The sequence below is a fragment of the Streptomyces sp. NPDC094032 genome, assembly GCF_040303965.1.
In the GTDB taxonomy this organism is placed as follows: domain Bacteria; phylum Actinomycetota; class Actinomycetes; order Streptomycetales; family Streptomycetaceae; genus Streptomyces.
Genome location: NZ_JBEOUE010000045.1, coordinates 1 through 25252, shown reverse-complemented (window position 1 = coordinate 25252; position 25252 = coordinate 1). Strand labels below are relative to the sequence as shown.

At 71.9% G+C, this 25252-nt stretch carries 23 protein-coding genes and 1 riboswitch; of the genes, 7 read left to right on the top strand and 16 right to left on the bottom strand.

Features of this window, described 5'->3' with window-relative positions:
* Positions 1 to 168: 168 nt before the first annotated feature.
* From ABTZ54_RS34585 to ABTZ54_RS34575, 3 genes are all read right to left on the bottom strand, one after another.
* Positions 169 to 951 (bottom strand): enhanced serine sensitivity protein SseB C-terminal domain-containing protein, encoded by a 783-nt coding sequence (locus tag ABTZ54_RS34585; protein WP_351671568.1) that lies wholly within the window; start codon positions 949 to 951, stop codon positions 169 to 171.
* A gap of 76 nt (positions 952 to 1027) precedes the next feature.
* Complete coding sequence (locus tag ABTZ54_RS34580; protein ID WP_351671565.1) at positions 1028 to 1765, bottom strand: enhanced serine sensitivity protein SseB; 738 nt, start codon at positions 1763 to 1765, stop codon at positions 1028 to 1030.
* 105 nt (positions 1766 to 1870) lie between these two features.
* Positions 1871 to 2572, bottom strand: coding sequence for an AAA family ATPase (locus tag ABTZ54_RS34575; protein ID WP_502997368.1), 702 nt, complete (start codon positions 2570 to 2572; stop codon positions 1871 to 1873).
* A gap of 154 nt (positions 2573 to 2726) precedes the next feature.
* Positions 2727 to 2840: riboswitch (glycine riboswitch) on the top strand.
* Positions 2841 to 3011: 171 nt separating this feature from the next.
* Here ABTZ54_RS34575 and gcvT point away from each other — a divergent pair.
* From gcvT to ABTZ54_RS34555, 4 genes are all read left to right on the top strand, one after another.
* On the top strand, positions 3012 to 4136 hold the full coding sequence (gene gcvT / locus ABTZ54_RS34570) for a glycine cleavage system aminomethyltransferase GcvT (protein ID WP_351671562.1): 1125 nt from the start codon (positions 3012 to 3014) through the stop codon (positions 4134 to 4136).
* Positions 4137 to 4213: 77 nt separating this feature from the next.
* Positions 4214 to 4591: a glycine cleavage system protein GcvH gene (gcvH, locus tag ABTZ54_RS34565; protein WP_351671559.1), complete on the top strand. Its 378-nt coding sequence runs from the start codon at positions 4214 to 4216 to the stop codon at positions 4589 to 4591.
* A 25-nt stretch (positions 4592 to 4616) separates the two neighbouring features.
* A complete protein-coding gene (gene glyA, locus ABTZ54_RS34560) occupies positions 4617 to 5876 on the top strand; it encodes a serine hydroxymethyltransferase (RefSeq protein ID WP_351671556.1) in 1260 nt (419 codons plus the stop codon).
* Between the two features lie 166 nt (positions 5877 to 6042).
* Complete coding sequence (locus tag ABTZ54_RS34555) at positions 6043 to 7428, top strand: L-serine ammonia-lyase (protein ID WP_351671553.1); 1386 nt, start codon at positions 6043 to 6045, stop codon at positions 7426 to 7428.
* Here ABTZ54_RS34555 and ABTZ54_RS34550 read toward each other — a convergent pair.
* From ABTZ54_RS34550 to ABTZ54_RS34540, 3 genes are all read right to left on the bottom strand, one after another.
* A complete protein-coding gene (locus tag ABTZ54_RS34550; RefSeq protein WP_351671550.1) occupies positions 7415 to 8029 on the bottom strand; it encodes a hypothetical protein in 615 nt (204 codons plus the stop codon). The genes ABTZ54_RS34555 and ABTZ54_RS34550 overlap by 14 nt on opposite strands.
* A complete protein-coding gene (locus ABTZ54_RS34545) occupies positions 8026 to 9519 on the bottom strand; it encodes a hypothetical protein (RefSeq protein WP_351671547.1) in 1494 nt (497 codons plus the stop codon). Before ABTZ54_RS34545 ends, ABTZ54_RS34550 begins: the two co-directional genes overlap by 4 nt.
* A gap of 142 nt (positions 9520 to 9661) precedes the next feature.
* A complete protein-coding gene (locus ABTZ54_RS34540) occupies positions 9662 to 9877 on the bottom strand; it encodes an EF-hand domain-containing protein (RefSeq protein WP_351671544.1) in 216 nt (71 codons plus the stop codon).
* Between the two features lie 73 nt (positions 9878 to 9950).
* Between ABTZ54_RS34540 and ABTZ54_RS34535 the strand changes: the two genes are divergently transcribed.
* Entirely contained in the window at positions 9951 to 10589 is a 639-nt protein-coding gene (locus ABTZ54_RS34535; protein WP_351671541.1) for a GNAT family N-acetyltransferase, read from the top strand.
* Between the two features lie 16 nt (positions 10590 to 10605).
* On the opposite strand, the gene ABTZ54_RS34530 is transcribed toward ABTZ54_RS34535, so the two are convergent.
* The 6 genes from ABTZ54_RS34530 to ABTZ54_RS34505 form a co-directional block, all read right to left on the bottom strand.
* Positions 10606 to 11790: a YncE family protein gene (locus tag ABTZ54_RS34530; RefSeq protein WP_351671539.1), complete on the bottom strand. Its 1185-nt coding sequence runs from the start codon at positions 11788 to 11790 to the stop codon at positions 10606 to 10608.
* Entirely contained in the window at positions 11790 to 12554 is a 765-nt protein-coding gene (locus ABTZ54_RS34525; RefSeq protein WP_351671536.1) for a polysaccharide deacetylase family protein, read from the bottom strand. Before ABTZ54_RS34525 ends, ABTZ54_RS34530 begins: the two co-directional genes overlap by 1 nt.
* Before the next feature lie 395 nt (positions 12555 to 12949).
* Positions 12950 to 13465, bottom strand: coding sequence for an ATP-binding protein (locus ABTZ54_RS34520; protein ID WP_351671533.1), 516 nt, complete (start codon positions 13463 to 13465; stop codon positions 12950 to 12952).
* A 100-nt stretch (positions 13466 to 13565) separates the two neighbouring features.
* Positions 13566 to 14333 carry an enoyl-CoA hydratase/isomerase family protein gene (locus ABTZ54_RS34515; protein ID WP_351671530.1) on the bottom strand — a complete coding sequence of 256 codons (768 nt, stop codon included), beginning with the start codon at positions 14331 to 14333 and terminating at the stop codon, positions 13566 to 13568.
* Positions 14334 to 14420: 87 nt separating this feature from the next.
* Positions 14421 to 15668 carry a L,D-transpeptidase gene (locus ABTZ54_RS34510; RefSeq protein WP_351671527.1) on the bottom strand — a complete coding sequence of 416 codons (1248 nt, stop codon included), beginning with the start codon at positions 15666 to 15668 and terminating at the stop codon, positions 14421 to 14423.
* A 173-nt stretch (positions 15669 to 15841) separates the two neighbouring features.
* Positions 15842 to 17056, bottom strand: coding sequence for a L,D-transpeptidase (locus tag ABTZ54_RS34505; RefSeq protein WP_351671524.1), 1215 nt, complete (start codon positions 17054 to 17056; stop codon positions 15842 to 15844).
* Between the two features lie 159 nt (positions 17057 to 17215).
* Between ABTZ54_RS34505 and glgX the strand changes: the two genes are divergently transcribed.
* On the top strand, positions 17216 to 19420 hold the full coding sequence (gene glgX, locus ABTZ54_RS34500; protein ID WP_351671521.1) for a glycogen debranching protein GlgX: 2205 nt from the start codon (positions 17216 to 17218) through the stop codon (positions 19418 to 19420).
* Positions 19421 to 19595: 175 nt separating this feature from the next.
* Here glgX and ABTZ54_RS34495 read toward each other — a convergent pair whose 3' ends face one another.
* Genes ABTZ54_RS34495 through ABTZ54_RS34480 form a run of 4 tightly spaced genes read right to left on the bottom strand, consistent with a single transcriptional unit; the run spans position 19596 to position 23170 of the window.
* Entirely contained in the window at positions 19596 to 20225 is a 630-nt protein-coding gene (locus ABTZ54_RS34495; RefSeq protein WP_351671519.1) for a response regulator, read from the bottom strand.
* Positions 20218 to 21513, bottom strand: a complete 1296-nt coding sequence (locus ABTZ54_RS34490; RefSeq protein WP_351671516.1) for a sensor histidine kinase — start codon at positions 21511 to 21513, stop codon at positions 20218 to 20220. Before ABTZ54_RS34490 ends, ABTZ54_RS34495 begins: the two co-directional genes overlap by 8 nt.
* 14 nt (positions 21514 to 21527) lie before the next feature.
* Entirely contained in the window at positions 21528 to 22271 is a 744-nt protein-coding gene (locus ABTZ54_RS34485) for an ABC transporter permease (RefSeq protein WP_351671514.1), read from the bottom strand.
* A complete protein-coding gene (locus tag ABTZ54_RS34480) occupies positions 22268 to 23170 on the bottom strand; it encodes an ABC transporter ATP-binding protein (RefSeq protein WP_351671511.1) in 903 nt (300 codons plus the stop codon). The genes ABTZ54_RS34485 and ABTZ54_RS34480 overlap by 4 nt, the downstream gene beginning before the upstream one ends.
* Before the next feature lie 149 nt (positions 23171 to 23319).
* Between ABTZ54_RS34480 and ABTZ54_RS34475 the strand changes: the two genes are divergently transcribed.
* The gene (locus tag ABTZ54_RS34475) at positions 23320 to 25113 is read left to right on the top strand and encodes an ABC transporter ATP-binding protein (RefSeq protein ID WP_351671508.1); all 1794 of its coding nucleotides are present in this window, start codon (positions 23320 to 23322) and stop codon (positions 25111 to 25113) included.
* The last annotated feature ends 139 nt before the right edge of the window (positions 25114 to 25252 follow it).

The window sequence follows — 25252 nt, the reverse complement described above, 5'->3', positions numbered from 1 at the left end:
AAGAGGAATGTTTTCCTAAACGTGATGCGGTGCGTTGTCTTCCGTTATCCGGACGTCGTGATCGTGTGAGCGGACCCAATCGGCCGCTATTCGACCAGACCGGACATCCCGCTCAACTGGAGCCGTGCGGGAGTGAATTGGGGCGACGGAAGTGGCAGAACGGACGTATCAGTACGGTCGGGGCGCGACCGGCGGATAGCCGTATCCGGGGGCGGACGGGGCGGCGTGCGCGTCGCGGTCGTAGAACGGGCGGGCGTGGGCGTGCAGCCACATCGCGACCGGGTCGTACGCGTCGGACATCGCGACCGTGGAGACGGGCAGCCCCTCGGGGACGGCCGTGACGGTCTGGCGCATCATCGTGCGCACCGCCTCGACGGAGCCCGGCGAGGAGTCGTAGAGGTCCAGACCGATGGCGAGGTACGGGGAGCCGAGCGCGGGCTGCACCCAGGCGCGGCGCAGCGAGCGCACGGCGGGGGTGCGGTGCGCGTTCTGCGTGAGCAGGGCGTAGAACTGCGGGATCTCCACGGCCGGTTCGGACAGCCGCAGGGGTCCGGCGGGCATCCGGTCCAGACCGGTGGCGATGCGGCGCAGATCGGCCCAGGGGATGCCGACGCCGCCGCCGGGGGCGTGCGGATTCAGCCAGATCCCCCAGCGGTCGGGGTAGAGGGCGCGGGCGATCTCCAGGCCGGAGGCGAGCTCGTGGGCACGGTTCCAGCCGGAGGCGGCGAGCTCCTGGGCGGAGGTGACGCAGGGCGCGTAGCCGAAGCCGTCGACCTCCATGTTCCCGTACTGGGCGTCGGGCGAGCCGGGCGTGCCCTGCCAGAGCAGCATCCGGACGTCGGCGGCGGCGAGGGCGTGCAGCAGCTGCTCGTAGGCGTCCGGGCGTCCGGGTGCCACCTGGCGCAGCGTGTGCTCGACCATGCCGGTCGCAGCGGTGCCTGACGCGCTCACCTTTGGGTCCCGCCCCTCGTCGTCCGTCTCGCGGTGTGGATCGGCTTGAATCAGTTCAGCTTAAACAGGGGGCCGGTCACACGGCGGCGCGCTGGTAGAAGGGGCGCACCTTCGCCAGCATCCAGTCGCCCACCGGGTCCTGTGCCACGTCGAGCAGGATGAGGTTGACCGGCCAGGCCACCTCGACCCGGCCGAGGGCGCGGCCGAGGGCGTCGAGCGGGCCGTTGCGGTCGGCGTCGGGGCCGTAGAGCTGGACGCCGATGAAGAGGGCCGGTTCGGTGCCCTCGACGCTGGCGAGGACGCGGCGGGCGGTGACGACGGTGCCGGTGGCCTCGAACTCGGCGGAGGCGGCGGCGAGGAAGTCGACGGGGTCGTCCTGCCAGTCGGGCTCGAAGAGGCGGACCCGGCCGCCGCTGGCGGGCCCGTCGAGCGGGGTGCGGCCGGTGCGGCAGAGCTCGGCGACGGCGGGCGGCGGCAGCGGGACGCCGACGGTGCCGCCGGGGTTCACGGCGATGCCGAGCTGCGGGGGCAGTCCGCGGGCGAAGTCGCGGGCGGGGGCGACGGTGAAGGACATGTGGCTGCCGACGCAGGCGAGGAACTGCTGCTCGGAGCTGAAGACGGGCACGTACGCGTACCCGTCTATCTCCAGGGTGGGCAGGTCGAGGTCGCTGCTGTCGGGGCCGCCGCCGTTGGGCAGCGGGACCCATACGGGGCTGCGCCCGAGCACCTCGACCAGTCGGCCGCCGGCCGCGGGGTTGCCGAGCGAGGCGGCCAGTACTTCTTCGAGCTCATTGCCCGGCCACGTCACGTCCACGGTCTCGTCTTCTCCCACCCTCTCGGCACATGGTGCGGTTCAGCACCCTAACGGCGTGTCGGCACCGCCGTGACCGAAAAGGGCGCGGAAAGCCCCCGGAGTGCTTCAGGACACGTCCCGGAATCCGATCTTCCGCAGGGTGTCGGCGGCGTCCCGGTCAAGCAGGGTGACCGAGGCACAGCCGGGCGGCAGCCGGCCGGCCTCGGCGGTGCTCACCAGCCGGCCGACGGCGCGGCGGTGCCGGGCGAAGGCGTAGCCCGAGACTCCTCGGCCGCGGGCCCGCTGCCCTTCGCGGGCGGTGGTGGGCTCCACGTCGAGCAGGATCAGGTGGAGGGCGGTGCCACGGCGTCTGGCCTCGCGGGCGAGCCAGCCGCGCACCCAGGACTGGGTGCCGCAGTCGTGGACGACGACGCTCGCCCCGGAGCGCAGGGCGCGGCGGAGCCCGGCGTAGTGCGCGAGGCGGGCGAGCGGGCGGTAGACGGCGTACGGGAGGAAGCGGGGCAGCCGGGCCTCCCAGCGCTCGCGGGTGTGCTGCGAGTCGATGGCGCGGCCCTCCGCGGTGCGGCCCATGAGCGTGGACTTGCCGCTGCCGGGCAGTCCGGAGACGACCACGACGTCCCCCATGGCGTACGCGAGGGTGCGGGGGCCTCGGCCGCCCCGGTCGCGCAGGTCGCGCAGCAGCCGGCCGCGGCGGCGGGTCCTGGCCCGGGCGCGGGCTCCGGCGCGCTGCACGGGTATGCCCGCGCTCGTCGCGTAGGCGCCGGTGCCCTGGACCGGCCGCATCGGCATCCTCGGCGGCATCTGCATCGCGTCGCTCCCCCTGGTAGGCCCTGCGGAGACCCTTGCCCACGAAGTGTAAAGAAAGGGTAATGAGACGCAAGCGATTTGCCGGGCCGAACCGCCGTGCAATGATGTGCGCGCAGGCGCTCGCACGAGCGTCCACAACCTCATACCGGCCGCTCGAATCCGCGCGGGAGAGTCCCGGTCACGCACCGCAGTCGCAGTGGGTGCGCCCGGGCGCCGAAGGAGCAAGATCCTCCCTTGAATCTCTCAGGCCCCGTACCGCGTGGATGAGGCAGATCTGAAAAGCGGGCCGCGCCTGTCGTCGTGGCTCCACCCAAGGTGCAAGCCGAGGATGTCCTGAGGACGTCGCCGGTGAACCTCTCAGGTTCCATGACAGATGGGGAGGACCGTCCTCCGTCATGCATGTCGTGCCCCGCACGCCCTGGGACCCGGGAGTCACCCGATGAGCACTGCCCCCCGTCTGACCGCCCTCGACGCGCTGCACCGTTCGCTGGGCGCGACCATGACCGACTTCGCCGGCTGGGACATGCCGCTGCGGTACGGCAGCGAGCGCGACGAGCACAACGCCGTCCGCAACCAGGCCGGTCTCTTCGACCTCTCCCACATGGGCGAGATCACCGTCACGGGCCCGCAGGCCGTGGAGCTCCTGGACCACGCCCTGGTCGGCAACATCTCCACCGTGGGCAACGGCCGCGCCCGCTACACGATGATCTGCCAGGAGGACGGCGGCATCCTGGACGACCTGATCGTCTACCGCCTGGGCGAGACCGAGTACATGGTCGTCGCCAACGCCTCCAACGCCCAGATCGTCCTGGACGCCCTCGTCGAGCGCTCCGCCGGCTTCGACGCCGAGGTCCGCGACGACCGCGACGCCTACGCGCTGATCGCCGTCCAGGGCCCGGAGTCCCCCGGCATCCTGAAGTCGATCACCGACGCCGACCTGGACGGCCTGAAGTACTACGCCGGCCTGCCCGGCACCGTCGCCGGCGTGCCCGCGCTGATCGCCCGTACCGGCTACACCGGCGAGGACGGCTTCGAGCTGTTCCTGAAGCCCGAGCACGCCGAGGGCGTGTGGCGCGCGCTGACCGAGGCGGGCCAGGGCGTCGGCCTGATCCCCTGCGGCCTGTCCTGCCGTGACACGCTCCGCCTGGAGGCGGGCATGCCGCTGTACGGCCACGAGCTGACCACCGCGCTGACCCCCTTCGACGCGGGCCTCGGCCGGGTCGTGAAGTTCGAGAAGACCACCAACGAGGGCCGCTTCGTCGGCCGCTCAGCCCTTGAGAAGGCCGCCGAGCGCGCCGAGTCCGCCCCGCCGCGCAAGCTGGTCGGCCTGATCGCCGAGGGCCGCCGGGTCCCCCGCGCCGGCTTCGCCGTCGTCGCGAACGGCCAGGTCATCGGCGAGGTCACCTCCGGCGCCCCGTCGCCGACGCTCGGCAAGCCGATCGCCATCGCCTACGTGGACGCGGAGTTCGCCACGCCCGGCACCGAGGGCGTCGGCGTCGACATCCGCGGCGCGCACGAGCCGTACGAGGTCGTGGCGCTGCCGTTCTACAAGCGCCAGAAGTGACGAAGTCGTCTCAGGACTCGTCTCATCCCGCAAGACCCACGTTCATCAGCACTCCCCGCATCCAGGAGAATCAGGTCATGAGCAACCCCCAGGCGCTGCGCTACAGCAAGGAGCACGAGTGGCTGTCGGCCGTCGAGGACGGCATAGCCACCATCGGTATCACCGAGCACGCGGCCAACGCGCTCGGTGACATCGTCTACGTGCAGCTTCCCGAGGTCGGCGACACGGTGACCGCGGGCGAGTCCTGCGGCGAGCTGGAGTCCACCAAGTCCGTCAGCGACCTGTACGCCCCGGTGACCGGCGAGGTCGTCGAGGCCAACCAGGACGTCGTCGACGACCCGGCGCTCGTGAACACCGCTCCGTTCGAGGGTGGCTGGCTGTTCAAGGTGCGCCTCGCGGGCGAGCCGGACGACCTGCTCACCGCCGACGAGTACACCGCCTTCACCGCCGGCTAAACCGAGACCCCCAAGGGATCGATTCATGTCGCTTCTGAACACCCCTCTCCACGAGCTGGACCCGGACGTCGCCGCCGCCGTCGACGCCGAGCTCCGCCGCCAGCAGTCCACCCTCGAAATGATCGCCTCGGAGAACTTCGCTCCGGTCGCGGTCATGGAGGCCCAGGGCTCGGTCCTCACCAACAAGTACGCCGAGGGCTACCCGGGCCGCCGCTACTACGGCGGCTGCGAGCACGTCGACGTGGCCGAGCAGATCGCCATCGACCGGATCAAGGACCTGTTCGGCGCCGAGTACGCCAATGTGCAGCCCCACTCCGGCGCCTCCGCCAACCAGGCCGCCCTCTTCGCGATCGCCCAGCCGGGCGACACGATCCTCGGCCTGGACCTGGCGCACGGCGGTCACCTGACCCACGGCATGCGCCTGAACTTCTCCGGCAAGCAGTTCAACGTGGTCGCGTACCACGTGGACGAGGCCGGTCTGGTCGACATGGCCGAGGTCGAGCGCCTCGCCAAGGAGCACCGCCCCAAGGTGATCATCGCGGGCTGGTCCGCCTACCCGCGTCAGCTGGACTTCGCCGAGTTCCGCCGGATCGCCGACGAGGTCGAGGCCTACCTATGGGTCGACATGGCCCACTTCGCGGGCCTGGTCGCGGCGGGTCTGCACCCGAACCCGGTCGAGTACGCGGACGTGGTCACCTCGACCACGCACAAGACGCTCGGCGGCCCGCGCGGCGGCATCATCCTGGCGAAGAAGGAGTTCGCCAAGAAGCTGAACTCCTCGGTCTTCCCCGGCTTCCAGGGCGGCCCGCTGGAGCACGTGATCGCGGCCAAGGCCGTCTCCTTCAAGGTCGCGGCCTCGGAGGAGTTCAAGGAGCGCCAGCAGCGCACCCTGGACGGCGCCCGCATCATCGCCGAGCGCCTGGTCCAGGACGACGTCACCGAGCACGGTGTCTCCGTCCTGTCCGGCGGCACCGACGTGCACCTGCTCCTCGTCGACCTGCGCAACTCGGAGCTCGACGGCCAGCAGGCCGAGGACCGGCTCCACGAGGTGGGTATCACGGTCAACCGGAACGCCGTTCCGAACGACCCGCGCCCGCCGATGGTCACCTCCGGCCTGCGCATCGGCACGCCGGCCCTCGCGACCCGCGGCTTCCAGGCCGAGGACTTCGCCGAGGTCGCCGACATCATCGCCGAGACGCTGAAGCCCGGCTTCGACGCCGAGGCGCTCAAGGCCCGGGTGACGGCGCTCGCCGACAAGCACCCGCTGTACCCCGGCCTGAAGTAATTTCGTACGCTTTTGTTACCGGACTCGTCCGAGTCCGTTCGTACGAACCTCCGGGGCGCCGCGCACACTGGACAGTGAGCGCGGTGCCCCGGCCCTTGCTCCACCGCTCTTCGTTTCTGCACCACCCCGGCAGACAACGGCGTCTAGCCCCCACAAGGAGTCCCCCGTGGCCATCTCGGTCTTCGACCTGTTCTCGATCGGCATCGGCCCGTCGAGCTCCCACACGGTGGGCCCCATGCGCGCGGCCCGGATGTTCGCCCGCCGGCTGAAGAACGAGGGGCTGCTCGCCCACACGGCGTCGATACGGGCGGAGCTCTACGGCTCGCTCGGCGCCACCGGCCACGGCCACGGCACCCCGAAGGCCGTGCTGCTCGGCCTGGAGGGCAACTCCCCGCGCACCGTCGACGTCGAGAAGGCGGACGACGAGTTCGAGCGGATCAAGTCGAGCGGCACGATCAACCTGCTCGGGATGCACGAGATCCCCTTCTCCTTCGACGACGACCTGATCCTGCACCGCCGCAAGGCGCTGCCGTACCACGCCAACGGCATGACGGTCTTCGCGTACGACACCGAGGGCGCGCTCGTCCTGGAGAAGACGTACTACTCGGTGGGTGGCGGCTTCGTCGTCGACGAGGACGCGGTCGCGGGCGAGAACCCGATCGTCCCCGAGGACACCGTCCTGAAGTACCCCTTCCGCACCGGCGACGAGCTGCTCCGCCTCACCAAGGAGACCGGCCTGTCCATCTCCTCCCTGATGCTGGAGAACGAGAAGGCCTGGCGCACCGAGGACGAGATCCGCGCCGGCCTCCTGGAGATCTGGCGGGTCATGCAGGCCTGCGTCTCGCGCGGCATGTCCCGCGAGGGCATCCTGCCCGGCGGCCTGAAGGTCCGCCGCCGCGCCGCCACCTCGGCCCGCAAGCTGCGCTCCGAGGGCGACCCGGCCGCGCACGCCATGGAGTGGATCACCCTCTACGCGATGGCCGTGAACGAGGAGAACGCGGCGGGCGGCCGGGTGGTCACCGCCCCGACCAACGGCGCGGCCGGCATCATCCCCGCCGTCCTGCACTACTACATGAACTTCGGCACCGGCTCCTGCACCCCGGAGGAGAAGGAGGACGGCGTGGTCCGCTTCCTCCTCGCCGCCGGCGCGATCGGCATGCTCTTCAAGGAGAACGCCTCCATCTCCGGCGCCGAGGTCGGCTGCCAGGGCGAGGTCGGCTCCGCCTGCTCGATGGCCGCCGGCGCCCTCGCCGAGGTCCTCGGCGGCTCCCCCGAGCAGGTCGAGAACGCCGCCGAGATCGGCATGGAACACAACCTCGGCCTCACCTGCGACCCGGTCGGCGGCCTGGTCCAGATCCCGTGCATCGAGCGCAACGGCATGGCAGCGGTCAAGGCCGTCACGGCGGCGAAGATGTCGATGCGCGGCGACGGCAGCCACATGGTCTCCCTCGACAAGGTCATCAAGACCATGAAGGAGACCGGCGCGGACATGAGCGTGAAGTACAAGGAGACGGCGCGCGGCGGGCTTGCTGTGAACATCATCGAGTGCTGACCCCCGGGACGGTCCGGGCCCCGTGCGGGTCCGGCTCGTCCCCCAGGAGCGGCACCGGGCCGCGCAGTGCGAAGCTGCCCGGCAGGTCCAGTGGGCCGCCCTTGCGCTCGACCAGCACGGCTCCCTGGACGGCGAGGCTCGCGTCGACCGAGCAGGTGCCCGCGTTCACCCCGGTCAGACAGGCGTCCCGGACCACGCAGACCAGGCCTGACACCCAGAAGACCAGGTTCAGCTCCACCTGGAGGGTGCCCAGCTTCGCGCCGTCCACGTAGATGTCGACGTACGGCCGGTGCGTCGAGGTGATCCGGTGCGTCGCAAGCGCCACGACCTCCTCGCTGCCCGGCAGCTCCCGGGTGCGCCGGGCGGCGGACCGCAGCGCCCCGTGCCCGCGCCAGCCCCCGGCCGCGAGGTCCAGCACGTCGAGCCCCAGGAAGTCGTCCACCACCCCCGCCAGCTCGTGCTCGACCGCCCGGTCCGCGGCGGGCGTCCGGCCCCGCACCGGCGCGAGCAGCGGGCCCGCCGTGCCATGGGCGCGCAGCGGCCCGTCGAGCTCCTCCCCCGCCCCCAGCAGGAACGAGCGGACGGTCGCGGGGGTGGTCATCGGTCCTCCTCGTCGAGGCCGTCGAGGCCGTCGAGGGTCTGCCGGCCCGGGTCCGGGTGCGGGTCGAGGCGGGTCGAGTGCGTGGGCTGCTCACCGGGCGCCCGCGTCTCCGTCAGCTCGGCGCTGCCGGTCACCGGCCGCAGCGTGGCCTTCACATGCCCGCGCACCCAGCGGGGCCCGCGGTGCAGCCGCCCGAAGTACGCCCCGGCGGCGACGGCGAGCGCGAGCGCCCCGCCGAGGGAGGCGGGCCCGACGATCCACCCGACGGGAGTGGCGGACCCACCGTTCCCACCTCCGCCGGTGGTGCCGCCGTTCTGGGTGCCACCGTTGTCCGTCGTACCGCCGTTCTGGTTGCCGCCGTTGTCCGTGGTGCCGCCCCCGTTCTGGTTGCCGCCGTTGTCCGTGGTGCCGCCCCCGTTCTGGTTCCCGCCGCTGTCCGTCGTACCGCCGTTCTGGTTCCCACCGTTATCCGTCGTACCGCCGTTCTGATTCCCACCGTTATCGGTCGTCCCAGCGTTCTGGTCCGTCACCGTGAACGACGCGTCGGCGTACTGCGTCGCATCGGCCGTGCAGACGGCTCGTACGGTGTGGGCGCCTGGCTTCGCGTCGGTCGGGAGGGTGATCTCGGTGCTGAAGTCGGGCTTCTGGCCCAGGGACGCGGTGCCGATCGCCGATCCCGCGCCGTCCCACAGGAACTGGACGTCCGGGCAGGTGAAGCCGGTGCCGGCGGCCGTCACGGGCGTGGCGGCGGCGCCTTGCCCGGGGGTGAGCGTGAGGGCGGGGTGGGCGGTGGTGGTGGTAGTGGCGTCGACGACCAGGGACGCGTCCGCGTACAGGGACTGGTCGTTGGCGCACGCGGCCCGGAAGGTGTAGGTGTCCGGATCGGTCTTGGGCGGGATCGTCTCCTTGTAGGAGATCGTGCCCTGCGCCGTCACGGGGAGCCCGGACTTGATCGTGGGCCCGTTGAGTATGTAGAGGTCGACCGTCGCCGGGGAGCACACGTCGAAGCCGGTGCCCTGGACGTCGATCACGTCCCCGATCACTCCGTGGCCGGGAGTGAGGGTGAGCGTCCGGGCGTGGGACTCCGTCGGTGGGGTGGTGGTGCCCGCGCCGCCCCCGCCGGTCACCTCGAACGGCGCCGAGCCGGAGTACGTCGTGCCGGTGTCGGGGTCGGGGTCGCAGGTGGCCGCGATGGTGTGGTCGGGTCCGACGGTCGCGCCCTGCGGCACCACGATGGTGCCGGAGATGGCGGGGGGAGCCGCCGTGCCCGTCACGGGGTGGCCGCCGTCGAAGGTCAGGGTGACCGTTCCGCAGGACTTGAACCGGATGCCGGTGACCTGCACGGATGTGCCGACCGGGCCCGACGGGGGAGACAGCGAGACCACAGCCCCGGACGCGAGCGACGGGAGGGCGAAGGGGCCCACACCGATCGCTGCGCTCAGAAGCACCGCCATCAGGAATCGACGCGCCAGTCGCACGGCAGTGAACATGAAAGGGAGGGTCAGGGAGGTGCGGGATCACTCCCCATTTTCCTCCCCGCCACGCAAATCCGCCCGTCGTGCACGGAGGGTGACCGCTCGCCGGTCACCGGGGGTCGGGCGGGCGGCGCCGCCCGCCCTCGCCCCGCAAGGCTCAGGCCTTGTTGAGGTTGGCCCAGAACTCGTCCCAGGACAGCTTGTGGTCGTCGTTCTTGTCCTGCTTGTTGATCAGCGCCTCGGCGACGGACTCGGTGACGTTGAAGTCACCCAGCTGCGCCATGACGCTCTTGTACTCGGCGGCGGTGATGAAGCCGTCACCGTCCACGTCGAACCTGTCGAATGCCGTACGCGCCGAATCGATGTCCGCCACTGCTTCCGCCCCTTCTCGGTACCTGTTGTAGGGGGTCAGATTATCGGGCCCCGAGGTGCCGGATGATGGGGGTATGGACAGCGAAGTGGCACGCGTACTGGCAGCGGCGGCACGCGGGGAGTTCCCCCCGCCGGACGGGTCGACGACCATCGTTCCGCAGCCCAATCCGAGGGACGCGGGGGTGCTGTCGTTCACCGCGCACTCGGTGGTCTTCCTGGACGAGGACCCGGAGTGGATACGGGCGGAGCTGGCCGCGGCGTCGACGGACCCGCTGGTGGCGAGCATGACCCCGCGCTTCCTCTCGGCGCTGATGGCACGCACCGGCCGGGATGTGAACACGATCGACCTGATGACGGTCGCGGGCGCTCTGCCGGGCGCGCCGGAGGTCGAGCTGCGGGAGATCGAGGACCCCGAGCATCCGCGGGTGGCGCGGGCGTTGAAGTACCGCGACGAGGTCCGGGTGTGGGCGGCGGACGGCGGGGTGCTGATCCTGGGCCGGGGCGTGGCGGGCCGGATGGAGGCGGCGGTCGAGGTGGACGAGGACGCGCGGCACCGGGGTCTCGGCCGGGCGCTCGCGACGGCGGCCCGGCAGCTGACCCCGGACGCCGTGGTGTGGGCCCAGAACTCCCCCGGCAACGCGCGCAGCGTCCGCACCTTCCAGGCGGCGGGCTACCGCCCGGTGGGCGCGGAGGTGCTGCTCGTCGCGGGGTGAGCCCCACCCGCCGGGATCAGCGGAAGATGCCCGTGTGCCCGAGGGAGTAGCGGCCTGGCTGGGGGTAGACGGCCAGGCCGTGCGGGCCGCCGCCGACGGGGATGCGGGCGAGCTGCTTCCCGGTGGTCGTGTCGATCGCGTAGACCTCGGAGTCGTAACGTCCGGAGAGCCACAGCACCTTGCCGTCGGCGGAGACCCCGCCCATGTCGGGCGAGCCGCCGTTCGGGAGCCGCCACTTCTTGGTGAGGCGGTTCTGGGTGAAGTCGAAGACGGAGACGGTGCCTTCGCCGCGGTTGGAGACGTACATCTCCTTGGAGTCGCGGGAGACGTAGAGGCCGTGGCAGCCCTTGCCGGTGGGCAGCAGGGTCGGGGTGGTGAACTTCTCGCCGTCGAGGACCCACATGCCGTGGGCCATCATGTCGGCGATGTAGAAGGTCTTGCCGTCCGGGGAGATCTTCACGTCCTGCGGCATGGCGCCCTGGAAGGGCAGCTTCTGCTGGCCGATGACCTCCATCTTCTCGGTGTCGACCTTGAGGAGTTCGCCGGAGAACTCGCAGGAGACGACGAAGTAGCGCCCGTCGGCGGAGAAGTCGGCGTGGTTGACGCCGTAGCAGGAGACGGGGACGGTCTTGCGGCGTTCCATGGTGTGCGGGTCGCGGAAGACGAGTTCGCGGTCGAGCGAGGCCATGACGACGGCGTACTTGCCGTTCGGGGTGAAGTAGAGGTTGTACGGGTCGTGGACCTCGACGGGCTTGCCGGCGACGCCGGTGGCCGGGTCGATGGGGGTGAGCGTGTGGCCGCGGTTGTTGTTGACCCAGAGGGTCTTCATGTCCCAGGAGGGGACGACGTGCTGCGGCTGGTTGCCGACCGGGATGGTCTCGATGACCTTGTACGTGGCGGGGTCGATGACCGAGACGGTGTTGGAGCTGGTGTTGGGGACGTACACCCGTGAGGGGAAGTCCTTGACGACCGGGGAGAGCTGGTTGGGCCGGTCGGCGGCGTAGACGTCGTCGGGCTTGAGCAGCGGCGGCATGCCGGGCAGTCCGGCGGGGGCGGCGGCCGGTTTCGGTACGGCGGGGAGCGCGGCGGCCTTCTTGGTGCCGCCGCCGTGGTCGGCGGGGTGGGGGCTGCCGCAGCCGGCCAGGGCGAGGAGCAGGGCGACGGCGGCCAGTGTCTGCGTGCGGGGGGCGTGGGTCGGCATCAGCTCAGCAGCTCCGTGGTGGTCACGGCGCGCAGGCCGCGGCGGTCGAGTTCGGCGAGGAGGAGGGGCAGCGCGGTGACGGTGTCGGCGTAGCCGAAGTGGAGGCTCACGACGGATCCGTTGCGGATCGGTCCGGTGACGTTGGCGACCACGGCGGCGGGGCCTGGCGAGGTGAAGTCGAGGGAGTCGACGTCGTACGAGAGGACGTGCGGGTATCCGGCGCGCCGGGCGGCCCGGCGGACGGTCTCGTCGGCGTGCTGGGTGCGGGAGGGGCGGAACCAGGTGCCGATGGAGCCGGTGAGCCGGCGCAGCCGGGTGGCGCAGGCCTGGATCTCGTCGAGGGCGCGGGCCTCGGTCATGGCGTTGACGTCGAGGTGGTGCTGGGTGTGGTTGCCGAGGTCGTGGCCGCCGTCGAGGACGCGGCGGGCCATCTCGGGGTGCCGGTCGAGCCAGTCGCCGACGGCGAGGACGGTGACACGGGCGCCGGCCCGTTCGGCGTGGCCGAGGGCGGCGCGGGCGAGGGCGGGGTCGCCCTGTCCGTGGAAGGTGAGGGCGACCCTGGGGCGGTCCCGGGGGCCGTTGGCGATCTCGTCGGGGCGGCCGGGGTAGCGGCGGGGAGCGGGGGCGGCGGGCGCGGGGCCCTTCGGCGGCGGTGGCGGCGCCGGTGGGGCGGGGCCGGGCTCCGTACCGCAGGCGGTGGCGAGGGCCCCGGCGAGGGCGGTGGCCGCGCCGGCCCGGAGGGCACCGCGGCGGTCGGTCGGCATCACGGGACCATTTAAGGGCTGGTATGCCGGAATAGCGGTGATTGAGCCAATTCAGGACGTTTGCCACCCAAGATCTGGCGTCCACTATGCGGACAAGGCGAGGAAACACCCGATGAACGCCATACTTATTCATCGTTTACAAGGGTGGTGCTGCACGTCACCAACGATTCATTGGTAAACTGTCCCTGTTTGTCCGAATCTGACCCGGTAGGGACTTTTGGCGGACAGGCCATCCGTCTGCCATAGTCGGAGACACGACCCCCATTGACCCGGGCCAGGTCGACATGGCGGCCGTGGACACACCCCCCCGATCCACGGCGCTTCACACGAAAGCCCCCACGCGCCCCACCACGGCGGACGGGGGCTTTCGTGCGTCCGGACGCGACACGGGGGGGCTAGCGGTCGGAGACCCGCATCTCGAACCAGGTGGTCTTGCCGCGCGGGGCCAGGTCGACGCCCCAGCGGTCGGAGAGCTTGTCGACGAGGAAGAGACCCCGGCCGCTCGTGTCCAGCTCGTGCACCGGCATCAGACAGGGCAGCCCGCGCGAGGGGTCGCGCACCTCGATCCGGATCCAGCCACGGCGGCGCACCATCCGCAGCGCGAAGACCCGGGCGCCGGTGTGCCGGACGGCGTTGCCGACCAGCTCGGAGACGAGGAGCACGGCATGCTCGGCGATCTGCGGGCCGAGCCCCCACTGGCGGAGCACGACCCACTGGGTGAGCCGGCGGGCGATGGCGGCGGACTGGGGACGGGACGGCAGCCGGACGTCCTCCTCGGCCGGATTCCCGTACAACTCCAGCGCTTCCACGGCCTGTTCGTCCTCGACGGCCGGTAACCGCCGTGCGGCGGTCGCACCGGTGCGCTGCCGCGGTTGATCCATACCTTCCAGGCCCGCCATGCCCCCCATCATGGCCGCACGGAGCTGCGCGCGGGGCCGTTCCGTGGGAATCGACCCCCCGGAATCGATAATTCCGGGGGATCCGATCGACCGGTGCGCGGCGGCCGGGGACTCAGGCGAACTTGGCCTTGCCCGGGCCCTCCTCGACGAAGCTGCGCATCCCGCGCTCCCGGTCCTCGGTCGCGAACAGGCCCGCGAACCAGGTGCGTTCGATCGCGAGGCCGGTGTCGATGTCCGCCTCAAGGCCCTGGTCGACCGACTCCTTCGCCGCCCGCAGGGCGATGGCCGGGCCCTGCGCCAGCTTGGCGGCCCAGGCGTGCGCCTGCTCGTACACCTCGGCGGCCGGCACCACCCGGTCGACCAGGCCGAGCGTCAGCGCCTCGTCCGCCTTCACCATGCGGCCGGTGAAGATGAGGTCCTTGGCACGGGAGGGGCCGATGAGACGGGAGAGCCGCTGGGTGCCGCCGGCGCCCGGGATGAGACCGAGCAGGATCTCGGGCTGGCCCAGCTTCGCGTTGTCCGCGGCGATCCGGTAGTCGGCGCAGAGCGCGAGCTCGCAGCCGCCGCCCAGCGCGTACCCCGTGACGGCCGCGACGACCGGCTTGGGGATGCGGGCGATGGCGGTGAAGGAGTCCTGGAGCGCGCGGGACCGCTTGACCATGGCCGCGTGGTCCATGACCTGCATCTCCTTGATGTCCGCGCCGGCCGCGAACACCTTCTCGCCGCCGTAGAGGATCACGGCCCGCACGTCGTCGCGCTCGGTCGCCTCCACGGCCAGCTCGCGCAGCCGGTCCTGGGTGGCGACGTCCAGGGCGTTCATCGGGGGACGGTCGAGGCGGATCGTGCCGACGCCTTCGGCGACTTCGAGGTTCACAGTCATGGTCCGAAGGTTAGCCGCCGTTAACGCAAGGGGCCCCGGTGCCGTTGGTCACAGCACCGGGGCCCTTCGTCACGCGGTGGGGGAAGGTCAGGCCTTCCACTCCGACCAGGTCATGTTCCAGCCGTTGAGGCCGTTGTCCGGCTTGATCTGCTTGTCGCGCGAGTTCTTCACGACGATGACGTCACCGATGATCGAGCGGTCGAAGAACCAGGCGGCGGGCGTCGTGCTGTCCCCGGCGCCGCGGGTGTCCCGCAGACCGACGCAGCCGTGGCTGACGTTGGCCGAGCCGAAGGTCGAGGCCGAGGCCCAGTAGTTGCCGTGCACGAAGGTGCCCGAGGTGGACAGGCGCATCGCGTGCGGCACGTCCTTGATGTCGTACTCGCCGCCGAAGCCCACGGTGGCGCCGTTCATGCGGGTCACCTTGTACTTCTCGCTGATGACCATCTGACCGTTGTACGTGGTCGTGGACGGCGCGCCCGCGGTGATCGGCAGGGTCTTGATGATCTTGCCGTCGCGCTCGATCTTCATCGTCTTGGCGCTGGCGTCCACCGTGGAGACCTGGCGGCGGCCGATGGTGAAGGTGACGGTCTTCTTCTGCTTGCCGTAGACGCCCGGCCGGCCCTCGACGCCGTCCAGGTTGAGGTGGACGGTCACCTTGGTGCCCGCGGCCCAGTAGTCCTCGGGGCGGAAGTCCAGCCGGTCGTTGCCGAACCAGTGGCCCTCGATCTCGACGGCCGGCTCGGCGGTCACCTTGATGGCGCGCTCGACGGCCTCCGGGTTGGTGATGCCCCGGGTGAAGTTGATGGAGACCGGCATGCCGACGCCGACGGTCGCGCCGTCCTCCGGGGTGTAGTGGCCGATGAAGGTGTTCTTGGGGACGAGCGTGCTGAAGGTGGTGTCCTTCGCCGACTCGCGGCCCGCGGTGTCCTCGGCGACGGCGTGCACCTTGTACTGGGTGCCGGCGGCCAGGTGGCCGATCGGCTCCCAGCTCGCGCCGTCCGTGGAGATCTTCCCCTCGACCGGGGTGCCCTTGGTGTCGGCGACCGTGACCGTGGTCAGCTTGCCCTGATCGGCCGTCACCTTCAGCGCGCCGTTGGTGGCGACCGAGTCGGCGCCGTCCTTCGGGGCGATCGTCACGACCGCGGTGGAGGCCGCGATCTCCTGCTTGCCGCCGGTCCCCGCCGGGTCCTGGCTCCCCTTGGCACCGCCGCCGGTGGTGCCGCCGCCCCCGCACGCGGTGAGCACGAGGAGCAGCGTCCCCGTCGCCAGCGCCCCCAGGCGGGCGCCTCGGCGCCGTCGTCCGGCGGTCCCTCCGGATATCGGCTGCCCGTTCACTATGGTGTTCTCCCCTCGGACGACCCGGCACAGCTCGGGCCCCACCCCCGTGCGCATCCTCCCGCGCACACGGCGTTAGATAATCACACCGCCGGACACGAAACTTCCACGCGAATGTCACCGTTCAGTCCCAGTTCACGCGGGGTGCGGCGGGCGCCGCGCGCGGCCCGGGATCAGCGCAGCGCGGAACCGGCCCGCCAGTGGCTCCACTCCAGGTTCCAGCCGCCCAGACCGTTGTCCGCGGCGACCTGCTTGTCGCGGGAGTTGACCACCTCGACCACGTCGCCGATGAGGGTCCGGTCGAAGAACCAGCCGGCCGGGGTGTCCTCGCCGCCGCCCTTCACGTCCCGGAGCCCGACACAGCCGTGGCTGACGTTGGCCGAGCCGAAGGTGGACGCCGAGGCCCAGTAGTTGCCGTGCAGGAAGGTCCCCGAGTCGGTGAGCCGGATCGCGTGCGGCACGTCCTTGATGTCGTACTCACCGCCGAAGCCGACGGTCCGCCCGTCCATCCGGGTCACCTCGTACAGCTCCGTGACCACCATCTTCCCGTTGTACGTGGTGGTCTTCGGCGCCCCGGCCGTGATCGGCAGCGTGGTGAGCGGCTCGCCGTCCCGGCGGATCTCCATGGTGTGCCGCTCGGCGTCGACCAGGGAGACCTGCGAGCGGCCCACGGTGAAGCCGACCTTCTTGCGCTGGATCCCGTACAGACCGGGCGCGCCCTCGACGTCCCGCAGGTCGAGGTCGACGGTGACCTCGGTGCCGGGCTGCCAGTACGCGGCGGGGCGGAAGTCCAGCCGGTCCTTGCCGAACCAGTGGCCGACGACCTCGACGGGCGGGTCGGAGGTGATCCGGATGGCCCGCTCGACCGCCGCGCGGTTCTCGATCGGCTCGTTGAAGGAGAAGGAGACGATCATGCCGGTGCCGACCGTGGACCGGTTCTCGGGCTTGAAGTAGCCGATGAAGCGGTGCTCGGGGACCACGGTCGTGAAGGTGGTGTGGCGGGCCGAGCGGCGCCCGTGGGCGTCGAGCGCGACCGCGTCCACGCTGTACTTCGCGGCCAGCGCGAGCCGGGTGTCCGGGCGCGGCCGCCAGCGCAGCCCGTCCGTGGAGATCTCCCCCGCCACCTGGGTGCGCTGCGCGTCCTCCACCTGGACGACGGTCACCCGCTCCAGGCGCCCGCTGTCCACCCGTACCTCCAGCGGCCCGTCGGCGGACACCCCGCGGCTGCCGTCCTCCGGGCTGACCCGGATCACGTCACCCGGCGCCCGGGCCTTGCCCGGCAGGGTCACGTCCAGGCCGCCGGCGCCGGCTCCGGTGCAGCCCGCGAGGCCCGCCAACAGTCCCGCCACGGCGAGCGCGTACCCCGCCCGCTTCATCACATGTCTCACGACCGGCCCAACGACCGCCACCCTCCAGGGGAAACGTGCGTGCGGGTCATGTTGGGAGCCCGGCCGCGCGGGCAGAACAGGTGGGAGGACCACGTGCGGGAGCAGCGGCCGGGACGCCGCTGGGCCCCCGTACGGGGAGAGCCGCGGGAGGCAGGGACGGTGTCGAGCGCAGCCGAGCAGGAGGCGGTACACGAGCATGCCCGGGCCCCCGGGGGGCCGGAGCGGGTGGTGTGGCCGGGGGCGCCGACTCCGCTGGGCGCCCGCTGCCGGGTCGGCCCCGACGGGGTCGCGGGCACCAACTTCGCGCTGTGGTCGGGCGGGGCGGAGGCCGTCGAGCTGTGCCTGTTCGACGCCGACGGCACCGAGACGCGCCTCGAACTGACCGAGCTGACCCATGAGATCTGGCACGGCTTCGTGCCCGGCGTCGGGCCCGGGCAGCGGTACGGCTACCGGGTGCACGGGCGCTGGGACCCGTGGACGGGGGCCCGCTGGAACCCGGCGAAGCTGCTCCTCGACCCGTACGCGCGGGCGGTCGACGGCTCCTTCCTCCTCCCCCCCGAGACGTACGGGCACGTACGGGACTGGCCCCAGCAGCATGTCGCCGACACCGTCCGCGACGAGCGGGACTCCGCCCCGTACGTCCCGAAGGGGGTCGTCGTCCAGGACGACGACGACTGGTCCGACGACCGCAGGCCCAAGACGCCCTGGCCGGACTCGGTCATCTACGAGCTGCACGTCAAGGGCTTCACGGCCCGCCACCCGGGCATCCCGGAGCATCTGCGCGGCACGTACGCGGGCCTGGCGCACCCGGCCGCGATCGAGCACCTGACCCGCCTGGGGGTCACCGCGGTCGAGCTGCTGCCGGTGCACCAGTTCGCGCACGAGGACCATCTGCTGCGCCGCGGCCTGACCAACTACTGGGGCTACAACTCGATCGGCTACTTCGCCCCGCACGCGGGCTACTCGGCGAGCGGGACGGCGGGGCAGCAGGTCGGCGAGTTCAAGCGGATGGTGCGGGCGCTGCACGCCGCCGGGATCGAGGTCATCCTCGACGTCGTCTACAACCACACCGCCGAGGCCGGCGAGCTGGGCCCCACCCTGTCCCTGAAGGGCATCGACAACCGCGGCTACTACCGTCTCCCGTCCGACGCCCGGCGCTACACGGACTACACCGGCTGCGGCAACACCCTGCACGTGGTGCAGCCGCAGGTGCTGCGGCTCATCACCGACAGCCTGCGCTACTGGGTGACCGAGATGGGCGTGGACGGCTTCCGCTTCGACCTGGCGGCGGCCCTCGCCCGCTCGATGCACGACGTCGACATGCTCTCGCCGTTCCTCGCGGTCATCGCCCAGGACCCGGTGCTGCGCCGGGTCAAGCTGATCGCGGAGCCCTGGGACGTCGGCAACGGCGGCTACCAGGTGGGCTCCTTCCCTCCCCTGTGGACGGAGTGGAACGACCGCTACCGGGACGCCGTACGGGACTTCTGGCGCGGCGCGCTGCCCGACGTCCGGGACCTCGGCTACCGGCTCTCCGGCTCCAGCGACCTGTACGCCTGGGGCGGGCGCCGCCCGTACGCCTCCGTCAACTTCGTCACCGCCCACGACGGCTTCACCCTGCGCGACCTGGTCACCTACGAGCGCAAGCACAACGAGGCCAACGGCGAGGGCAACCGGGACGGCACCCACGACAACCGCTCCTGGAACTGCGGCGCCGAGGGCGAGACCGACGACCCCGACGTCACCACCCTGCGCCGCCGCCAACTGCGCAACCTGATGACGACGCTGCTCCTCTCCACCGGGGTGCCGATGCTCGTCGCGGGCGACGAGATGGGCCGCACCCAGGGCGGCAACAACAACGCGTACTGCCAGGACAACGAGATCGGCTGGCTGGACTGGACCCTCCCGGAGGACCCGGGCCGCGCCCAGCTCCTCGCCCTGACCCGCCGGCTCCTCACCCTGCGCCACCGCCACCCGGTACTGCGCCGCCGCGCCTTCTTCTCGGGCCGCCCGGCCGCCGACGGCCTGCGCGACCTGGCCTGGTTCACCCCCGCGGGCACGGAGATGACCGAGTCCGACTGGTACGCCCCCGCCGCCACGCTGGCCCTCTACCTCTCGGGCCGCGACATACCGGGCCGCGACGCCCGCGGCGCCCGCATCACCGACGACAGCTTCCTCGCGATCCTCCACGCGGGCCCGAACCCGGTGAACTTCCACCTCCCGGGCCCCCCATGGGCGGACTCGTACGAACGCCTCGTCGACACCGCCCCGGAGGACCAGTCCGACGCGCCGGGGACGGTGCACCGGGGCGGGGGGACGATCACGGTGGGGGGGCGGTCGGTGGTGTTGTTGCGGGTGGGGGGCTAGAGGGCATGGGCCCCCTCGCCGGCCACCACGGCGCGACGGCGGTGGCCGGCGGGGGAGGGTGCACGTGACGGTCCGGTGTCCCCCGTGGACCGTCCCGTGCGGGTCCAGTCTGCGGCGCGTGCCGGGTGGTGTCGTTGGCCGGGGGCGCAGGGGTCGTTGACGCTGAGCGCAGGGGTCAGCCGAGGATGCCGCGCTGGTAGGCGACGGCTACGGCGGCCGCGCGGTCCTTGGCGCCCAGTTTGGCGTAGATGTGCGTCAGGTGGGTCTTGACGGTGGCCTCGCTGATGAAGAGCTCGGCGGCGATCTCGCGGTTGGAGGTGCCCTTGGCGACGAGTTCGAGGACCTCGCGTTCGCGGGCGGAGAGGGACTCGGGCGCGGCGGGGGTGCGGACGCGGGTGACGAGGCGGCTCGCGACGGCCGGGGAGAGCACGGTGCGGCCCTCGGCGGCGGCGCGGACGGCCGCGAACAGCTCCTCGCGGGGCGCGTCCTTGAGGAGATAGCCGGTGGCACCCGCCTCGATGGCGGGGAGGGTGTCGGTGTCCGTGTCGTACGTGGTGAGGACGAGGATCCGGGCGCGGGCGCCGCGCCGGGTGAGCTCGCCGATCGCGTCGACGCCGCCCCCGCCGGGCATCCGCAGGTCCATGAGGACGACGTCCGGGTCGAGGCGCAGGGCGAGGGCGACGCCCTCGACGCCGTCCGCCGCCTCGCCGAGGACCCGGAATCCGGGGTCGGTCTCGAACATGCCGCGCAGGCCGTCGCGGACCACGGGGTGGTCGTCGACGAGCAGGAGGGTGATCTCAGTCATGGGGCGCCAACGGTACGCGAGCGCTGACCGCCGTCCCGTGACCGGGCTCGGTCTCCAACGCGAGGCTGCCGGCCAGGCGTTCGGCGCGGGTCCGCATGCCGTCGAGGCCGAAGCCGCCGGTGCGGTCGCGGGCGGGGACGGCGGCCGGGTCGAAGCCCCGGCCGTCGTCGCGGACGTCGAGGGTGATCTCGTCGCCCATGTAGGAGAGGGTGACGCCCGCGCGGGCGGCGCCGGAGTGCCGCTCGGCGTTGGCGAGGGCCTCCTGGGCGATCCGCAGCAGGGTCGCGGCGATCTCGTCGTGGAGCGGGTGCTCGGTGCCCGTGACGGTGAACCGGGCGGTGATGCCGGTGCGTTCGGACCAGTCGGCGACGGTCTTGCGCAGCGCGTCGGGCAGGGCGTCGTGCTCCAGGGCGACCGGGCTGAGGTTCTGCACGGAGCGGCGGGCCTCGCCGAGGCTGTGCCGGGCGAGGTCGGCGGCGCGGCGCAGCCGGAGCCGGGCGAGTTCGGGGTCGGTGGTGGCGCCGACGGCCTGGAGCTGGGTGATGACCCCGGCCAGGCCCTGCGCGATGGTGTCGTGGATCTCGGCGGCGAGGCGCCGCCGTTCGTCGGCGACCCCGGCCTCGCGGGCCTGGACGAGGAGCTGCGCCTGGAGCGCGGCGTTCTCCTCCAGGGCCTCTTCGAGGCGGGCGTTGGCGCGGGCCAGCGCCTCGATGGTGGCGGCGCGTTCGATCGCCTTCTCGGCGTCCTTGACCCCGAGGTGGGAGAGGCCGACGGCGAGGCAGCCGTTGAGGACGAACAGGCCCGCGAAGGCGGCCCACTGGAAGCCGGAGCGGGGCGGGAGGCCGCCGGACTGGGAGCCGGCGAGGGTCAGGGCGACGGCGAGCAGTCCGGCGCGGGCGACGGCGGGCCGGGGCGGCAGCAGGTGGACGGCGTCGAAGTAGCCGACGCAGGCGAAGACGGCGAAGAAGGGGTTGGTCCAGGTGAGCGCGAAGCCGAGGGCGGTGCGCAGGACGAAGTAGGTGACGGAGGCGGGGCCGGGGGCACCGGGGACGGCAAGGACGGGCGGCTCGGCGCGCTCCTCCCGTACCGCTCCCTGGTACGAGGTCCACCACAGCTGGAGGCCGAGGGTGGCGGCCGTCAGGGCGACGGCCACCACGGTCCTGGTCCCGTCCATGAGCTGGTCGGCTGAGACCGCGACGAGCAGCCCGGCCACGGCGAGCAGCCCGTACGGCCCCCAGCGGAAGAACTGAAGCCATCGCTCCTCGACGCTCGTGGCACGCGCGCTCATCCCACCCTCCCCCCTCACTCCCAGCGGAACCAGCGGACCGCGGCCCCCGTGAGCAGCACCGCCCACAGGCTCATCACCCCGAGCGCGGCCCAGTCCGCCCAGGCACCGCCCGCCGCCGTGTCGAGGGCCCTGGAGGCGGCGCCGAACGGGCTGAACTCGACGATCGTGCGCAGCGTATCCGGCATGGCCTGGACCGGCAGCCAGACGCCCGCGGTGAACATGGAGGGGAAGAAGACGGCCGAGCCGACCGCGGTGGCGATCTTCTGGGTACGGGAGACGGCGCAGACGGCCGCGCCGAGGGCGAGCGCACAGGCACTCGCGAGGACCAGGGCGAGGAGGTAGCCGGGAAGGTTGCCGGGCACCTCGACACCGAAGCCGAGCCGCCCGACCAGGACGACGAGCAGCGCGGAGAGCAGCGCGCCCACACCGTGCACGGTGAGCTGGGCGGCGAGCAGAGCAGAGGGACGGACCGGCGTGGTGGACATCCGCCGCAGGATCCCCCGCTCCCGATACCCGGCGAGGACCGGCGGCATGGCCTGGAGCCCGGCCATGATCAGGGCGAACAGAACAGAGACAGGAACGTAGACGTCGATCATCCGGCGCCCGCCGAGTCCAACGGAAGGCTCGGTGAACGAGGGGACCTGCCCCAAGATCACCAGCAGCACGGTGGGCGAGAGCATCACCCAGAACAGGGCGGCGGGTTCACGGCCGAAGAGCCGGACCTCGGTGCGCAGGACGGTACGGGCGGCGGTGGTCACTGGTCGGCTCCGGTCAGGTCGAGGTAGGCGTCGTCGAGGGTGGCGTCGGAGACCCGCAGGCCGCGGGCGGTGACCCCGCGACGGGCGAGCAGCGGGACGAAGGCGTCGACGGTGGCGTCGTCACCGGTGAGCACGGTCCGCCCGTCCACCGTCTCGACCCGGACGGCGCCGGGCAGGGCGAGCAGATCGGCGCGGTCGAGCGGGGTGTCGGCGGCGAAGGAGACGGTACGGGCGGCCCCGGCCCGCCGGATGAGCCCGCCGGGGGTGTCGAGGGCGGTGACCCGGCCCCGGTCGATGACGGCGACCCGGTCGCAGAGCCGCTGGGCCTCCTCCATGAAGTGGGTGACGAGCAGGACGGTGACCCCACCCCGCCGGATGTCCTCGACGAGGGCCCAGGTCTCCCGGCGCCCGCGCGGGTCGAGTCCGGTGGTGAGCTCGTCGAGGACGACCGCCCTCGGGTCGCCGACCAGGGCGAGGGCGATGAACAGCCGCTGCCGCTGCCCGCCGGACAGCTTGGCGCAGCGCACCCGCAGCGCCCCGGCCAGGTCCAGGCGTTCGGCGAGGACCCGCCAGTCGGCGGGACGCTCGTAGAAGGAGGAATAGAGCACAAGCGCCTCGCGGACGGTCAGCTTGGCCTGGAGCTCGCTCTGCTGGAGCTGGACGCCGAGCAGCCGGGTGACCTCGGTGTGCCGGGCGACCGGGTCGAGCCCGGCGACGCGCACGGTGCCGAGGTCGGGGGTGCGCAGCCCGGCGACGCATTCGACGGTGGTGGTCTTGCCGGCGCCGTTGGGGCCGAGGATCCCGAAGATCTCGCCCTCCTCGACCGCGAAGGTGACGCCGTCGACGGCCTTCCGGTCGCCGTAGGCCTTGTGCAGGTCCTGAACCTCGATCATGGGCATGCCCCAAGCCTCACGAAAGTCGCGGCCCCCCGGTATCGCCCATCCCGCTCGACCCGCGATCAACCGATCGGTTGATGCCCGCTACGACCCGACCGGTGGCCGGAAAACCACATGAGCGCTGTCAGGGGTGAACCGTAGGCTCGACCCTGATGCCCACTGAACATGTACCCACCAAGGAATCGCCCACGGCCGAACGCTCCACGGTACGCACACTGCTGCGCCTGTGGCCGTACGTACGCCCGGTGAGGGCCCGCCTGTTCACGGCCGCGTTCGTCGCGGTCGTGGCCTCCTGTCTGTCACTCGTCATCCCGCTGGTCCTGAAATGGCTGGTCGACGGCCCCGTCACGGACGGCGACACGACAGGAGTCTGGTTCGGCGCGCTGTACCTGCTCCTCCTCGGCGTCACCGAGGCGGTCCTCTTCGGCATCCGGCGCTGGCTGGTGGCGCGCCCCCTCGCGGGCGTCGAGGCCTCGATGCGCGCCGACCTGTACCGGCACCTCCAGCGGCTGCCGATCGCCTTCCACGACCGCTGGGCCTCCGGCCAGCTCCTCTCGCGCGGCACGACGGACCTCATGCTGGTCCGCCTGTTCCTGGCGTTCCCGCTGACCTTCCTGCTGGTGAACGGCGTGACGATCCTGGTCGGTTACGCGGTGCTGTTCGCCCAGGAGTGGACGCTGGGCCTGGTGCTGCTGGCCCCGGTGGCACCCATGGTGATCCTCTGCTCGCTCTTCGAACGCCGCTACTCGGTGGTGTCCCGACGCGCGCAGGACCAGGTGGGCGACCTGACCACGGTGGTCGAGGAGAGCGTCCTCGGCATCCGGATCGTGAAGGGCTTCGGCCGCCACCGCAACCAGGCGGAGGCGTTCCGGAACCTGTCCGAGCAACTCCGCACGACGGAACTGGCCAAGGCCCGCCTGCTGGCGTGGATCTGGGCGGCGATGACCCTGCTGCCCGAACTGGCCGTGGGCGCGACGCTGGTGCTCGGCACGATACGGGTGGCGGACGGGGAGCTGTCGGCGGGCACGCTGGTGGCGTTCCTGTCGACGGCGCTGGCCCTGCGCTGGCCGGTGGAGTCGATCGGCTTCCTCCTGGCGATGAGCCAGGAGGCGGCGACGGCGACGGACCGCTACTTCGAGGTGATGGACGCACCGGAGGAGCAGGAGACGACACGCGAGCAGACACCCACCACACCCACCGGACTCCTCTTCTCCGACGTCACCTTCTCCTACCCCGACGCACCCCCCGATTCCCCACCCCTCCTCACCGCCGTGGACCTGCACATCCATCCCGGCGAGACGATGGCTCTGGTCGGGGCGACGGGCTCGGGCAAGACAACCCTCACCGCCCTCGTATCGCGGCTGCACGAGCCGACCGGCGGCCGCATCCTGCTGGACGGCGAGGACATCACACTGATGCCCAGGGAGCGGCTGCGCTCGCTGGTGTCGATGGCGTTCGAGGAACCGACCCTGTTCTCGACGAGCATCGGGGAGAACATCCTGATGGGCGCGGGCGAGGACGCGGCCGAACCCGAGCTGGCCCGCGCACTGGCCGTGGCCCAGGCACAGTCCTTCGTCGACCGCCTCCCCGAGGGCACGGCCACGCAGGTGGGCGAGCAGGGCCTGAGCCTCTCCGGCGGCCAGCGGCAACGCCTGGCGCTGGCAAGGGCGGTGATCGGCCGCCCCCGCTTCCTGGTCCTGGACGACCCGCTGTCGGCCCTCGACGTCCACACGGAGGCGAAGGTGGAGGCGGCGCTGCGGGAGGTGCTGCGGGACACGACCGCCCTGGTGGTGGCGCACCGCCCGTCGACGGTGCTGCTGGCCGACCGGGTGGCGCTGCTGTCCGGCGGACGAGTCGCCGCCGTGGGCACCCACCACGAACTACTCCAGCAGAACCCCGAGTACGCATGGCTGATGTCCGGCGAGAGGCACGAGGAGTCCCGATGACGGACACGAACACACAACCGGAGTCGACTCAGCCCGCCGGCCGGACGACGGCGGAAGGGGGCCGGCGCGGGGGTGGGGGTGTCCGGACGTGGCGGCGCCCGGAACGAGCGAAGCGAAGTGGAGGTCGCAGTCCGGACAC

Coding starts and splice junctions, on each gene's coding strand:
- ABTZ54_RS34575 (WP_502997368.1), bottom strand. CDS start 2,572: ATGCAGATGCCGCCGAGGATGCCGATGCGGCCGGTCCAGGGCACCGGC.
- gcvT (WP_351671562.1), top strand. CDS start 3,012: ATGAGCACTGCCCCCCGTCTGACCGCCCTCGACGCGCTGCACCGTTCG.
- gcvH (WP_351671559.1), top strand. CDS start 4,214: ATGAGCAACCCCCAGGCGCTGCGCTACAGCAAGGAGCACGAGTGGCTG.
- glyA (WP_351671556.1), top strand. CDS start 4,617: ATGTCGCTTCTGAACACCCCTCTCCACGAGCTGGACCCGGACGTCGCC.
- ABTZ54_RS34550 (WP_351671550.1), bottom strand. CDS start 8,029: ATGACCACCCCCGCGACCGTCCGCTCGTTCCTGCTGGGGGCGGGGGAG.
- ABTZ54_RS34545 (WP_351671547.1), bottom strand. CDS start 9,519: ATGTTCACTGCCGTGCGACTGGCGCGTCGATTCCTGATGGCGGTGCTT.
- ABTZ54_RS34535 (WP_351671541.1), top strand. CDS start 9,951: ATGGACAGCGAAGTGGCACGCGTACTGGCAGCGGCGGCACGCGGGGAG.
- ABTZ54_RS34530 (WP_351671539.1), bottom strand. CDS start 11,790: ATGCCGACCCACGCCCCCCGCACGCAGACACTGGCCGCCGTCGCCCTG.
- ABTZ54_RS34525 (WP_351671536.1), bottom strand. CDS start 12,554: ATGCCGACCGACCGCCGCGGTGCCCTCCGGGCCGGCGCGGCCACCGCC.
- ABTZ54_RS34520 (WP_351671533.1), bottom strand. CDS start 13,465: ATGATGGGGGGCATGGCGGGCCTGGAAGGTATGGATCAACCGCGGCAG.
- ABTZ54_RS34515 (WP_351671530.1), bottom strand. CDS start 14,333: ATGACTGTGAACCTCGAAGTCGCCGAAGGCGTCGGCACGATCCGCCTC.
- ABTZ54_RS34495 (WP_351671519.1), bottom strand. CDS start 20,225: ATGACTGAGATCACCCTCCTGCTCGTCGACGACCACCCCGTGGTCCGC.
- ABTZ54_RS34490 (WP_351671516.1), bottom strand. CDS start 21,513: ATGAGCGCGCGTGCCACGAGCGTCGAGGAGCGATGGCTTCAGTTCTTC.
- ABTZ54_RS34480 (WP_351671511.1), bottom strand. CDS start 23,170: ATGCCCATGATCGAGGTTCAGGACCTGCACAAGGCCTACGGCGACCGG.
- ABTZ54_RS34475 (WP_351671508.1), top strand. CDS start 23,320: ATGCCCACTGAACATGTACCCACCAAGGAATCGCCCACGGCCGAACGC.